A 12821-nucleotide genomic window follows, 5' to 3' on the forward strand; every position below is an offset into this window, starting at 1 on the left:
ATGGGTTTACGCCCTAGCATTACAGTTGCATTTTAGTTTTGAGATGAGCTCGTCGAGCGGCCGCCTGATGGGCGCGTCTCCAGCATGACCATGCGATGACGTAGGCGGGGTTTATGCGACGCTGGGCGAGTCTGATGGCGATGCGCCGGACTTCCTGGATAGACCAGCGGATCAAATCCTGATGGTCGGCATCCGCGGTCTTTTTGGGGGCGTCGCGTCATTGGCGCGGTACCGGATCACCGCCATCATGGCGAAGGCAAGCATGACGAGGGAGACGTGGCGATGCCAGCCATGCCATGACCGGGTTTCATTGTGATCGAGTCCGAGCTCGTTCTTGGCGGTCTCGAAGCTGTCTTCGATCGCCCAGCGATGGCCTTCAACGGAAACGAGCGTCTGGATGTCCGTCCCGGCCAGGCACCATGTGGTGAAGAATGCGAGATCACCGTCGCTGATATTGCGCCGGATCAGGAGGCCACGGGTCCAAAGCCCTGATGTCGTCTCGTTGTATTCGTCGGCATCGAGATCGGCGAGTTCACAGTAGGCCCAGTCATGAAGCCGCGCGCCTTTGGTGCCCTCACCGGCGGAAAGACGCTGCCATGCACTTGAATCGAGATCACGGGCGATCTCCTGCGCTGTGCCGGCGACCGGAGGCTTACCCGACCAGGAGCCGAAATGGTGGTCCGATTTAACCCCAAGAACGTAGCCTTTGCAGGCTCGACGCAGGGTCCCTTCAACGTCCCCGACGCCATAGACCGCATCTGCGGCCACCCATGAAAACGGCACATCGGCTGCCAGCGCACGCCGTATCATCTCGACAGCCAGGCCTGGCTTGGTAGCGAAGGCTGTAGCCTGAGGAACATGAGCTGCTGCCAGCCTTGCCGGATCGCCGGTCCAGCTTTTGGGCAAGTACAGGGCCCGATCGATAAAGGCATGACCGCGAACGGACACATAGGCGGCGAACACACCGATCTGGCAGTTCGTTATCTTGCCAGCCGAACCTGTATATTGACGTGCAACACCGCACGATGTCTTGCCCTGCTTGAGGAAGCCCGTCTCGTCGATGACCAGGACCGCATCATCCGTGGCGAGGTTTTCTACGACATACTCTCGCACGATGTCGCGAAGTGCGTCCGCGTCCCAGCGCCCGCGCCCCAGAATGGCTTGTTGCCGCCACGGGCCGGGATCACCGGCCGCCTCAGCACGCATCCAACCTGTCTTACGCCGCTCGTCACCCAGCAAGCCGTCCAGGAAAAGGTTCGCAGAGGCTGCAACTCGCTCCTGCGTAAACAGTCTGCGCATGCGAGCCTTCACGTCGCGCAACGATGATGCCCAAAGCTCAAGCGTCGTCTCGATTGATGCACCTGTCATCCATGACCTCCGAATCATGGAGACCCATAGATTCAGACCACAGATAGATATGCAACTGTAATGCTAGCACGGCATAATACCAGTGTGGCGGAAATGGATTGAGCCGCATACCCTCATCGATCCATCGAACACCCTCCTCAACGCGGTTGCGCCGCGCCAGGAGTCCGCCCAATTGAACGGCGGCGTTCGCGTCGCTTGGATTGAGTGCGCATGCCCGTCGAAGCTCCCCTTCCGCACCATCGAAGTCCTTCAAATATAGAAGGGCGAGACCGAGCACGCGGTGTGAACCTGACTCTGCTTCATCAAGGAGAACGGCCCTTCTCGCAAGGGAAGTGCAATCTCGAAGCACATCAGGCGGAGCCTTGGCGTATCCGTGTACCGCGATTTGCGACAGAGCGAGATAAGCGTGGGCGAGAGCAAACCCGTTGTCGCGATGGACAGCAGCTTCGAACATCTCGCAGGCCTTGAGATTGTCATCGGATTCATACCCTCGAAGATGCGCGAGGCCACGCAGGTAGAATTCGTAAGCCTCGAGATTGTCGGGTGCCTTACGAAACGACTCCTGGTAATCGATGTTGTGAATTTGACCCACCAGACTTGAGACGAGCATTCTGACGATTTCGTCCTGGATGTCGAAGATATCCCCGGCACAGCGGTCATATTTCTCCGACCAGATGAGCCGAGCGTTCGCCGCCTCGATCAAGCGGACGGTTGCCCTGATCACACCTCCAGCAAGCCTGAGATCGCCCGTGACGAGATAGGTTGCGCCCAATTTCCGAGCGACCTCGGTTGTATCTTCGGACAAGTCCTGGGCCGCGAACGACGAAGCGGCTGCGATCACCGATAGACTTCGAAAGCGGGCTAGACCTCCTATGATGTCTTCTGTGAAACCATCGGCAACAAATGGCTGATCATCAGCTTCCCTTAGGTTTCGGAAGGGCAACACCGCTACGACCGGTCTGCCGGAGGCTCGCGGAACGGGAGCCTGAGGCCAATGCCAAACATGGACCGGTTTGGCGATATTCTTCAGTCGAATATCTCCCCCGTCCTTGAATAGTGAATGCGCAGTTCCTTTAACCTGAGCATATGCGGCATCGCTGATGCAGATGCCCCCCGAACTCGCTTCCCGCTCAAGACGGGAGGTCACATTCACCCCTTCGCCGAAAATGTCACCCTCGATCACGGCGACTTCCGCAAGGTTGATACCAATTCTCAAGCGGATTTGTTCTTGGCAGACCCTCAGTTCGGCCTCGCTCCCGAGAAGCTTCTGGATGTTCATGGCACAGGACACCGCCTCGCTCGCGGTATCAAATACCGACAGAACGCCATCGCCGATGAGCTTGACGATCCGCCCTCCGCGCGAGCCGATTTCGGTTGCTAGTATGGTGCCGTGCAATCGTGCGAGAGCGGCAAGCGTTTGTTCCTCGTTGGCTTCCATCAGCCGCGAGTATCCGACAATGTCGGTAGCCATGATCGCCTGCAATCGCCTCTGGGTCATCCGCCACCATTGCTCAACGGCTGCACCGTGACACTACCACATCCCCACAGTCGAAGCACCGATTCGGTCACGGCGAATCGTTAGGCCGCCAGTCGTCGCCGCCCGCTTAGCGCTTCAGAAGCGCCACTCTGCCGACCCAACAGTCTCCATTATGGGAGGCAGCTCCAACTCGGAGCTACCAGTTCCGTGGTGCTGATGCTGTGCATTATGGAATTGAGTTAAGGAACTGAGCATTGACACAACCCGCAGCCGGTCAGGTCCGCTTTAATTTTGTCACGCAATGTCCAAGGGATGATGGCTGCGGCGTTTTCGTCTTGCAGATGCTGACGGGCAAACCCTACGACCAAATTGCCAGCATGATCGATTGGGGCGTTCAGACGCCATCGTAAACTTAACATTCGACAGCCAAGTCAGTGCAATGCTTGCGGGGTTCAGGCGGATTGAAGGCGTGCGATTTGCCGCCATGTTTGCATAGCGCCGTCTCGGAGTTCGCGATGGTGGGATGAGGCAATATCGGGACGGGGCCACGCCTCGACGTTGGAGGAAGCGCGCGATGCATTCGGGTCGCGGCTGATCAACCTGGCAAAGGCGCATGACGTTTTGACTCGCGAAAGCTGGGCGAGTGCAAACCTGGCGGAGATCATCGCCGACACCGTCAAGCCACATGCGGGTGGCGAAAACCGCTTCCACATCGAAGGTCCAGACCTGCAGCTTGCGCCGAGCGCCGCGTTGGGCTTCGCCATGGCGCTGCACGAATTGTGCACCAATGCTGCGAAGTATGGAGCGCTTTCCACCGAAAACGGCCATGTCTCCATCGTTTGGGCGATGGAAGGCGAAGGCGACGAGCGCCGCCTAATTCTGCACTGGGCCGAGAACGGGGGACCGAAGGTCGTTCCCCCGAAACACAAGGGCTTCGGTTCGCGCTTAATCGAGCGGGCGCTGGCGGCGGACCCGCCGGTGTCGTCTGCACGATCGATGCACCCCTGCCGGTCGGCAGAATGGCTGAAGGACCTTGGCGGCCAACCAGACAGCAATCCGGATTCTGATCGTCGAAGATGAATACTTGGTCGCCCTTCACCTTGAAGATTTGCTGACGGAATTGGGGCATCAAGTGCTCTAGTCAGCCAGCCGCATCAACGAAGCGCTCCATCTTGCCCGTACCGGTGAGATCGATTTCGCCGTGCTTGATGTAAATCTGGCCGGCACCTCATCCTTCGCCGTCGCACAGGTTCTGTACGAACGCGGCATTCCGTTTGTGTTAGCGACCAGTTACGGAAGCGATGGTCTTATCGACGGTTATCGTCATGAAACGGCCTTGCGTAAACCCTACGACGCAGGAGAACTTGCGGACGAAATAGCGCGGGCGTTTCCATCAATCCCTCTCTAATCTCAACGGCACTTCGGCGGCGTCATATCCATGCCAGTTTGACGAGTTTGCTCAGGGATCTCCCGGAAAATGAAGTTCCCCGGCTAGGGCACACGCCGTCTGTGACCACGATCGATTTGTTCGCGGTGCGGCGGATAAAACCGGAACAGTTAACCTCCATTCTGGTTCTGCTAAAAAGATCCATCCGATCTCTTCAATGGAGGAACTCATGCCATCGTCAAGCGGAACCACCGGAAGGACAGCTCTCACGAGCAACTCTCAAGGCCGGCGAGCAGAGCCATAAAAGCGGCAAACAGGGGGTGAACAATTCCTGAGCTTTTTTGCCTTTGTTCGGCCTCTCCGAACTTTTCTGATCGCGCCGGGCGCTTCTTCAAATTATTCCGTGGCCGGAAACACCCGGCTGAGGCTTGTGCGGTCAAAGGGAGAGCATCATGGTCATCGATGACAAGACCGAATTGGTTGTCCCAACAGAAGAGCTAGAGGTCGTCGCAGACATGCGGGTCAGATCTCTCGATCTTCCTTCCGATCCAATTGTTGTGCTGCTTGCAATATTAGTGGCGCTCGCCGTTCTATGCTTGGCGTATCTGGCATCGGAAATTGTACTTCCGATCGTGTTGGCCCTGGTCCTCAAACTTCTGTTTCAGCCGGGCATGCGGCTGCTGGAGAAACTTCGTCTTCCGCGAAGCCTTGCGGCCCTCGTGCTCATTCTGCTGGTGTTCGGAGCCATCGTTGGCATCGGCGCTGCGATCTCTGGTCCGGCGACCGAATGGGCTGCGAAACTGCCCGAAGGCATTCCCCGATTGCAGGAGCGCCTTAAGTTCCTGAACGAACCCGTCGAGGCTTTGCAAACATTTCTGCACAAGATTGACGGCTTCATGCAACAAGGATCGGGATCGAACACCGGCTCCGGTTCAACGATCGCTGCGACGCTCTTCGCGGGCACGACCCACTTTGCCGCCAGCTTCTTCGAGACGATCGTCATCCTGTTCTTTTTGCTAGTATCAGGCAGCACATTCCTGAAACGGGCCGTCGAAATTCTCCCCAATTTCAAGGAAAAGCGGCAGGTCGTGGAATTGTCCCAGGATGTCGAGAAGAACATTTCTGCCTATCTCGTCACCATCACCCTTATGAATGCTGCCGTCGGGCTCGCCACAGGGATTGCCATGTGGCTGACCGGCCTTGGTGATCCGGTTCTGTGGGGTGTCGCAGCTTTCCTTCTCAACTACGTCCCGATCATGGGGCCTCTTCTAGGCGTCGGGATTTTTCTGCTGGCCGGCCTTTTGGTGATCGACACACTGTGGTTGGCTCTTCTGCCGGCAGCACTTTATTTTGCGATCCACATCGTCGAGGGCGAGATTGTCACCCCGCTGCTCCTCGCCCGGCGGTTTACCCTTAATCCTGTGCTTGTTATCATAGCGCTGATCTTTTGGTTCTGGATGTGGGGTGTGCCCGGAGCGATCCTCGCGGTGCCGATGCTGGCTATCACCAAAATCGTCTGCGATGGAATACGGCCGCTTGCCGCCATCGGGCACTTTCTCAGCGGTGACGAATAGTTACGCTTTTTGCTGCCAGCGATGTGCGCCGAGCGATTGGAAGATCCTTTCCTGGATGCGGCGAGGCTCGCGCACCGCTAGTTCGAGCTACTTAGCGGCCACATTTTCCTGCGAAGCGTTGCTGGGTTCGAGGAAAAAGCGCACCATCTCGTTTGTTGCGTCTGGCCCGTCCTGGTCTGTGTACGATCCGCCGGCATCACCGCCGGACCAGGCATGGCCGGCGCCCTCGACCAACCAATATTCCAGCGCCGGGAGCCGCTGCGCATTTGTAACAATTTTCCTCGTATAGGCGCGCTTACCAGCGGAGCGGCCGGTGTGCGTTTGTGTTGTGGAGTTGGGCTCTGGCGGAATGGCGGCCGCGACTATCCGCTCAGCATTGGAAGGATTGACCGTGCGGTCCGCACCTCCATGAAACACGATCGTGCGAACCTCTGGTTTGGAGCGGTAACGGGGTTTCGGTTCAGATATGAGACATGCTTCGCCTCGCATGACGGAGAAAGCCGACATGACGTCGCTTGCCGAAGCATAGGCTAGTCCGGAATGAATGCCTACGGCGCCGTAGAGATCAGGATACGTCTCTCTCATAACCGCGGCCATCGCGCCGCCTGCCGACAGGCCCGCAACAAAGACCCGGTTCCGATCGAGGTCGAATTCCGCCATGATCTCCGCCGTAATTCCTGCAATGATCGAGGGTTCCCCAGCATCGCGCTTCTGATCAGCAGTTCTGAACCAGTTCCAGCAGCATGAGGGATTGTCCGATGCTGTCTGGTGGGGATAGGCAACGAGGAGGCCATGCACCTCAGCAACGGCGTTCATGCCGGTGCCTGTGGCAAAGTCGTCGGGGTTTTGTTTGCAGCCGTGGAGCATGACGACCAGTCCACGTGGCTGGTCCAGCGCGGATGCCGGTATGTAGAGTTTGTAGCTTCGGATGCCGGCCGCGCAGGCATAGGATCGCGTCAGAAATTGCGCTCCAGATGGCACGGCAGGAGAGGGGCCATGTTTCGCCAGTCCGGGCAGGTCTATGCCCGGCATTGAGGCGAATGCGCCAGAGGCCGTCCGTCCTTCGCGCAAGATGCGCAGTGTCTCGCCGAGGGGCTTTCGGAACCGATCGGATCCAAGACCGTCATGCCGCTCCATGGCTCCGGTCGCTGGCTGTGTGCCCGGCTCGATAATTTCGGCGTTGGGATCTATCTGAAAAGGTTTCGAATGATGCACCCGAGGAGTGTCCGCGATGTCGGGTTCTGTTGAGGCACGAGCGCCGGAGGCGGGACGGCCAGCAAGTGCATCCTGGATCACGCGGGTTGCCTCGGCAATATTCGAGGTTCGCGTCAAGGACGTCGCCCGCCTCACGGCAATGAAGAAATCATCGTTCATGGAATGTCCTCGTTGGTGGGGCTACAGGCCTAGCGAATACGTTCGGCCAATGTCGATTTCAGTTCCGCACTGGCCTGAAGTGCGCCGAGCACGGTGATAGATTCGATTGTTGCCAAGGCGAGTTCAGGCGTGACATCCGGGGCAATGCGGGCCAGTCCAAGCACCTTGATCTCGAGCTTTTCTCCCGCGGCCTTCACGGCTTCCAGATCGGCCTTGCTGTAGTCGCGTAGGCCGAGTTCCAGCGTTTGCTTGATGATTGACTGTTTGACCGCCTCACCCTCGCTGGCGAGCTGGTTTCGGATCGCTGTTCGTATGAAATCGCTGCGATTGGAATAGAAGCCTTCCTGCACGAGAAGGTCGATACGACCTAGATCGACATAGCCGAGATTGATCGTGATTTTTTCCGACTCGCTGTTTTTGTCGCGAAGCTTGTAAACGTTGTCAGCCATGCTTTTACCATCCACATGGATGTTACATGGATGGTATCCGGATGTTTTACAAGGGCCTCAACGATAAACCTCGAAAATGATCAGGCGTTTGGAGAGGCATAGGGATCCGAGGGCGTCACAGGTGCTATCGTCACTCCACTAACCAGTAATGCTTGGATAGAGATGGCTGGCTCATCATTCTGATTCTTCAAGGGCTGATCGATCCGCCTCCCCATTCTCTCGATAATCCTATGCCTTTGAGGCAGCGGTCCGACCCTTCGGTCCCTTTCACCGGCAGGAGCGATGCAACCGGTCCCGGAGCATGGGAGCATTCCTACAAAGGCAGTGGCAGACTGCAGGGAAAGGTGGCCCTGATCACGGGTGTGGATTCCGGTGCCCGACGCCTCGGTGCGATGGCCTGCTAGCTCGAGGCGGAGGGTCTTCCATTTGCACGCCCAGCGGCCTCAGCCTCGAATGATGCCTGATGCACGCGGTCGCAGTTCTATTGTGTTGCAGCTTCGCTGAAGGAGACCTCGTCCAAAGCCAGCATCAAAGCCATCCGAGCACGTGCGACGCGGCTTTTGATGGTGCCGATTTCGCACCCGCACTCCTTTGCAGCATCCATGTACGAGCGCCCGGCCACGACCAGCATTAGCGCTTGTCTCAACTGTTGGGGCAGGCGATCAATCGCGTCTGAAACATCTTTCAGCCGCAATGGCCAATCCTGATCCGATGGCACGGGGATCTCGAAGGAGCCGTCGGAGAGATCGGAGGCTGGACGGCAACGCTTCGAGCGCTTGTACTGGCTGCAGTAGTGGTTCCGCAGGATGGTGAACATCCAGCTTTTGAGGTTGGTTCCGGGCGTGAAATGATCCAGATGGCTGAGGGCCTTCATGATCGTTTCCTGAGTAAGATCCTCGGCGTCGGCATCTGATCTGGTGAAGCGATGCGCGAAGGCCTGCATGACAGGACGCAGGGCAACGATGTCATCTTGAAGGGAAGCGTATTGCGGCATTGCGGTTCCTCCGAACATCAACCGCAATGGATACGAGCACTAGTGGTTCCGGCATTTTGCCCACCGTCCGATATCGAACCAAAAGGTTGGGTTTGACGTGATCGCGCCACGAACGAATCTTGCCATTCTCGTGGGTGGCGAAAAGTAGGTCTGAGGAATCCCCTCGGCCACCATCTGGCGGGAGGTCCTGAAACGAGGTGAGTTCTACGGAACTCACACCTCGATTCATCTGAAATTCGGATCCGCGGTGATCCATTGGCCTAGATCTCGTGATGTCGGCCATATTTGCCCAACGGGGAGGGTGTTGTTCCGGCCGTTGATGGAAGTTCCGGTCGAGAGCCTTTGTTTTTTTGCAGCCCGCGCAGGGGATACCCGCGTTTGTCTAAGGACGTCGGAACAAAACTTTCGACCGCAGGTTCGCCTTTTCACGGCCGACCGCCACCGACCGGCGGAGACCATCATGAGAGCATTGACCTGGCAGGGGCCCCGGCGACATTCGTTGCGAAGAGGTCGACAATCCCGTCCTTCAGGATGATCGCGATGCGATTATCAAGTAACACGTTGCCCCATCTACGGATCGGACCTCCACCTGTATGGTGGGGCTCGTGCCTGGAATGCATGCCGGGGACATCATGGGTCACGAGACGACGGGATCAACCGCTTGTGGGTTGTGCTGGCCTTTGCGGTAGCCGCAGCGATGCCGACGCGGCAAAGGATACTGTCGCGGAGCAGGCGTCGACAATTGTCGATCAGGGGAGGGACATCCGCCTCTGACGTCTATGACAAGGCACTCGCCGTTGCGCCTCACTCCGGTAAAGGATCGTGTTCTCGACGAGGCGGACGCAGGATAACACCCAGGTTCAACGTGCGGTTCCCAGCACATTTCGCCGAAAAACCGGTATCGCTACCGTCGGCAGACTGAGGTGGTATCATCGAAATAGCGTCAATCACGGTCATGCGGGGTTGTCCAGGCCCGGGTGCGAGCCCAGCATCTGCAAGAACGACTTGGCATTCCTGATAGCATTCCCGCCGCGGTCGTTATTGAAGTATCCCCATACAGTTCTTGCATCACGTCGCTTTACCCGATCAGCCCACACCAGCAGATCCGCTTCGCTGTAGTTGTGTCGATACCATTGTGTTGTGCCGTGAAAGCGAATGTAGATATCGTCTGCTGTCTTCAGCAACTCGTCGGGAAGCCTAGGCCCGCTGCACGAGCAGAAGATGGCTCCCGCCGTCTGGAATTGCGCGAACGTATCGTCGTTCCACCAGCTTCTGTGACGGAACTCCACTACATTTCGCCGGCTCGGATCAAGTTGGCTCAGTATAGTTCGAAGTGTCTCCGGACTGTAGCGAACGCTCGGGGTAGTTGAAACAGAAAACAACCCATTTGATTGCCGAGCAAATCAGCAATGTAACCGAAGTCTCGAATCAGAGTAGCTGTTCCGTCGAAACGCCTGATATGCGTTATGAGTTCACACACCTTGACGGTGTAGACGAAGTCCGCTCTGGATTGACGCAACCAAATTTTGACGGTCGCGACAGTTGGCCAAGAGTAGAATGGAGCGTTCAACTCCACCGTGCGTATTCCGATGAAGCCGGCCATCGATTCCGATTTGAAGGCGGCCATTTCTCGGACTGATCCTGGGTCTGTTTGATGTTTGGATCTGGTTTTGTTTCAGGTCAAGCGTGCTGTGTTTCAGCCGCTATCGGTAAGCGCTGTTTTCGCATGCTTTCACCGGTGAGATCGATGCGATAGGCATTGTGAACGAGGCGATCCAGGATGGCATCTGCGAGCGTGGGGTTTGCGATAATTTCCCACCAGCGATCCAGCGGGACCTGACTGGTGACGATTGTCGATCGACGCTCGTAGCGGTCTTCGATGATCTCAAGCACATCGCGCCGCTGATCATCGTTGAGTTTTTCCGGTCCCCAGTCGTCGAGGATAAGCAGGTCGGTCTTGGCGAGAGATTTGAGGATCCTGCCGTATCGCCCGTCACCTCTTGCAAGCGCCAGCGTGGCGAACAGCCGTGGAACCCGGTGGTATGCGACGGAGAAATCCTCGCGGCATGCCTTGTGGCCGAGTGCGCAGGCAAGCCAGCTTTTGCCGACACCGGCTGGCCCGGTGACAAGCAGACTATGATGCTTGCGGATCCAGTCGCAGCCGGCGAGCGCCATGAACAGATTACGGTCGAGGCCGCGTGCAACACGAAAGTCGGCATTCTCGATCTGCGCGTCATGACGCAGCTTGGCAGCCCTGGCGCGGGCTTCGAAACGTTTCTGGCCGCGCATGGTAGCCTCTCGTTCGAGCAGTATGGCAAGCCACCCTCCATGCTCGAGGCCGCGCGCTTCAGATTGTGCGTCGAGCTCCTGGAAGGCTGTGGCCATACCGTAAAGGCCGAGTTCGCGCAGCATATCGATGGTAGGATTGATCAGCATTGGTTTGTTTCCTCAATGAAAGTAATCAGGGCCACGCAGATTGGCGTGATCGACGATGGCGGTCGGTTCGGTGGAATGGCGGGCGGCCTTGTGATTGGCCAGGAGCGACGCAATGCTTTTGCAGTTCAGCCCACCGATCTCGACAGCGCGGGCTGATACCGCTTCGGCACGATTGCGGTCGATGTCGCGAAACAGGCGCAGAACACCCAGGCATGTTCGAAAGCCCTGCTCGGGGTGCGGACGACTGGAAAGGATTGCGATGACCAATCCTTCTGTCTGGGGCCCGATGGATGCGGCCCAGCGCCGAAAGCGATCCGGTGTCCACTCAGCGTATCGCCGGTGGGAACTGGGCATGTGATGTGGGTCGGTTCCATGACGAGGGCCGCCATAGCGGCGCTGATGGACGGCGATGCGCTTGCCGCGGTGAAAGATCTCGATGGTACGCGCCGTTGCTCTCAGATCGACCTGCTGGCGAATGAGGGCATGGGGACGGAATAAAAGAAGCTTTTGAACTCGACGTGATCATCGGTCGAGACACGGACCAGACGCCATTCGGCGAATTCGTAGTCTTCACCGGAAGGCTAGCGAGCGCAGCACGTTCGACACTTTCAAATACGTGCCGCCGGGTAACACCCAATCGACGCATGAGGTGATCGTTGATGCGATCAAGTGCTTGGCCAATAGCGGCATTGGCCTCAGCCAGCGAGAAGAAAGTCAGCTTACGCAACCGCCCCAGGATGCAGGTGTGGGCAAAACGGACTCCGTTCTCAACTTTCGATTTATCCCGCGGTTTTTTTGGCCGTGCCGGAAGAACACCGACGCCATAATGGGATGCCATCCTGCCGTAGCTGCGGTTAATCTCGGGGTCGTAGAAGCTGGCGTGATTGACGCCCGACTTCAGATTGTCGGGGACGATCAGTCGCGGAACGCCGTCGAAGAAACGAAACATTCGCACATGCGAGCCGATCCAGTCGGTGAGCGTTTGCGTCCAGGTCGCTTCCGCAAAGGTGAAGTTGGATGCACCGAGCACAGCCACGAAGATCTCTGCCTCACGGATCTCACCGGTCTTGCGATCAACGATCGGGATCTTCTTGCCGGAATAGTCGACGAAGACCTTGTCGCCGGCCGCATGCTCCTGGCGCATCGTCGGCGAAAGCCGCTGCTCGAAGCTTCTGAAGAGCTCACAAAAACGGCTGTAACCGTAACCCTCGGGGTGCGACCCACGATACTCCTCCCACAGGATGAGCAACGTCACGCCGGGCTTCTTGAGCTCGACGGCAAGATCGGCCCAGTTGGGCTCGACGCGTCGTCTCGTGCCCTGTTTGATGCCGTTGCGAGCGAAGAGTTTGTTCTCGAGAGCATCGTCAGTGAGTTCGCCCGGCAACGGCCAGCTCAATCCAATTGCTGCTGCGCGCTGCAGATTATCCTGCACCGTACTGCGCGCTATTCCCAATGCGACTGCAATCTCGCGGGAGCTCGTCCCGCTTCCGGCAAGCCGAAGCATTTGTCTTAACTGTCTCATGGTCGGCCTTCTCTTTGCCGGCATCAAAATGTCCCCGTTCATCGCGAGGTATTTGATGCCAAAGTTACTGACCCAGGAGGTAATCTTCAGTGCCGAAAACCGGCCGGTCTTTGATTGGAACGGTGGCCGGCTTCAAATCGGAATGGTGGCCGGTCTTTGATCGGAATGGCGGCCGGCTTCACGTCGGAATCCGCACCACCGTATCGAATTCGTTCTGATAAATGGAAAACCACTGGTCTG

General features: G+C 57.5%; 8 protein-coding genes and 2 pseudogenes. 2 read left to right on the forward strand and 8 right to left on the reverse strand.

What is annotated here, in order from left to right; all coding sequences use genetic code 11:
• Positions 1–171 precede the first annotated feature (171 nt).
• Both LPU83_RS65265 and LPU83_RS65270 read right to left on the reverse strand, forming a co-directional pair.
• Positions 172–1386, reverse strand: a complete 1215-nt coding sequence (locus LPU83_RS65265; protein WP_082321218.1) for an IS701 family transposase — start codon at positions 1384–1386, stop codon at positions 172–174.
• Positions 1337–2806, reverse strand: a complete 1470-nt coding sequence (locus tag LPU83_RS65270) for an adenylate/guanylate cyclase domain-containing protein (protein ID WP_231052152.1) — start codon at positions 2804–2806, stop codon at positions 1337–1339. The genes LPU83_RS65265 and LPU83_RS65270 overlap by 50 nt, the downstream gene beginning before the upstream one ends.
• Positions 2807–3403: 597 nt before the next feature.
• Between LPU83_RS65270 and LPU83_RS65275 the strand changes: the two genes are divergently transcribed.
• Positions 3404–3925 carry a sensor histidine kinase gene (locus tag LPU83_RS65275; RefSeq protein ID WP_024317174.1) on the forward strand — a complete coding sequence of 174 codons (522 nt, stop codon included), beginning with the start codon at positions 3404–3406 and terminating at the stop codon, positions 3923–3925.
• Between the two features lie 759 nt (positions 3926–4684).
• Complete coding sequence (locus tag LPU83_RS65280) at positions 4685–5806, forward strand: AI-2E family transporter (protein ID WP_024317173.1); 1122 nt, start codon at positions 4685–4687, stop codon at positions 5804–5806.
• An 87-nt stretch (positions 5807–5893) separates the two neighbouring features.
• Here LPU83_RS65280 and LPU83_RS65285 read toward each other — a convergent pair whose 3' ends face one another.
• From LPU83_RS65285 to istA, 6 genes and pseudogenes are all read right to left on the reverse strand, one after another.
• Complete coding sequence (locus LPU83_RS65285; protein WP_024317172.1) at positions 5894–7180, reverse strand: extracellular catalytic domain type 1 short-chain-length polyhydroxyalkanoate depolymerase; 1287 nt, start codon at positions 7178–7180, stop codon at positions 5894–5896.
• Between the two features lie 29 nt (positions 7181–7209).
• A complete protein-coding gene (locus tag LPU83_RS65290) occupies positions 7210–7629 on the reverse strand; it encodes a CopG family transcriptional regulator (RefSeq protein WP_024317171.1) in 420 nt (139 codons plus the stop codon).
• A 481-nt stretch (positions 7630–8110) separates the two neighbouring features.
• Entirely contained in the window at positions 8111–8623 is a 513-nt protein-coding gene (locus tag LPU83_RS65295; RefSeq protein ID WP_024317170.1) for a sigma-70 family RNA polymerase sigma factor, read from the reverse strand.
• 953 nt (positions 8624–9576) lie between these two features.
• Positions 9577–10250: pseudogene (locus tag LPU83_RS65300) on the reverse strand (DUF72 domain-containing protein).
• Positions 10251–10303: 53 nt separating this feature from the next.
• Positions 10304–11059 (reverse strand): IS21-like element helper ATPase IstB, encoded by a 756-nt coding sequence (gene istB, locus LPU83_RS65305; RefSeq protein WP_024317169.1) that lies wholly within the window; start codon positions 11057–11059, stop codon positions 10304–10306.
• 12 nt (positions 11060–11071) lie between these two features.
• Positions 11072–12605, reverse strand: a pseudogene (istA, locus tag LPU83_RS65310) (IS21 family transposase).
• Positions 12606–12821: the final 216 nt, after the last annotated feature.

Origin of the sequence: Rhizobium favelukesii (assembly GCF_000577275.2) — a bacterium.
Taxonomy (GTDB): Bacteria; Pseudomonadota; Alphaproteobacteria; order Rhizobiales; family Rhizobiaceae; genus Rhizobium; species Rhizobium favelukesii.